1 protein-coding gene is annotated in these 1,068 nt (G+C 69.3%); it reads left to right on the top strand.

Translation table 11 applies throughout. The features are described from left to right. On the top strand, positions 1-1,063 hold a 1,063-nt coding region (locus ACIQFX_RS39145), incomplete at its 5' end, for an acyl-CoA dehydrogenase family protein (RefSeq protein ID WP_402473381.1). Positions 1,064-1,068: the final 5 nt, after the last annotated feature.

Below are 1,068 nucleotides of genomic sequence, written 5' to 3'. Positions count from 1 at the left end.
TCCGTTCGCGGCGGCGGTGGACGAGGAGGGCCGGTTCCCGCAGGAGGCGCTGGACGCGCTGGTGGCGAACGACCTGCACGCGGTGCACGTGCCCGAGGAGTACGGCGGTGCGGGCGCGGACGCGCTGGCCACGGTGATCGTGATCGAGGAGGTCGCGCGTGCGTGCGGCAGCTCCTCGCTGATCCCGGCGGTCAACAAGCTGGGCTCGCTGCCGGTGATCCTGTCCGGTTCGGAGGAGCTCAAGCGCAAGTACCTGGGGCCGCTGGCCAAGGGCGACGCGATGTTCTCCTACGCGCTGTCGGAGCCGGACGCGGGTTCGGACGCGGCGGGGATGAAGACCCGCGCGGTGCGCGACGGGGACTTCTGGGTCCTCAACGGCGTGAAGCGGTGGATCACCAACGCGGGCGTCTCGGAGTACTACACGGTGATGGCCGTCACGGACCCCGACAAGCGGTCCAAGGGCATCAGCGCGTTCGTGGTGGAGAAGTCCGACGAGGGCGTGTCCTTCGGCGCCCCGGAGAAGAAGCTGGGCATCAAGGGCTCCCCGACCCGCGAGGTCTACCTCGACAACGTCCGCATCCCCGCGGACCGCATGATCGGCGCCGAGGGCACCGGCTTCGCCACCGCGATGAAGACCCTGGACCACACCCGCATCACGATCGCCGCGCAGGCCATCGGCATCGCCCAGGGCGCCCTGGACTACGCCAAGGGCTACGTCCAGGAGCGCAAGCAGTTCGGCAAGCCCATCGCCGACTTCCAGGGCGTCCAGTTCATGCTCGCCGACATGGCCATGAAGCTCGAAGCCGCCCGCCAGCTGACCTACGCGGCCGCCGCGAAGTCCGAGCGCGTCGACGGCGACCTCACCTTCTTCGGCGCCGCGGCCAAGTGCTTCGCCTCCGACGTCGCCATGGAGGTCACCACCGACGCCGTCCAGCTCCTGGGCGGCTACGGCTACACCCGCGACTACCCCGTGGAGCGCATGATGCGCGACGCCAAGATCACCCAGATCTACGAGGGCACCAACCAGGTTCAGCGCATCGTGATGGCCCGCAACCTCCCGTAACCACC

The sequence above is a fragment of the Streptomyces sp. NPDC093089 genome, assembly GCF_044754405.1.
Classification (GTDB): Bacteria; Actinomycetota; Actinomycetes; order Streptomycetales; family Streptomycetaceae; genus Streptomyces.
The sequence above is the reverse complement of the archived record's forward strand: the minus strand, read 5'-3'. Positions and strand labels throughout refer to the sequence as shown.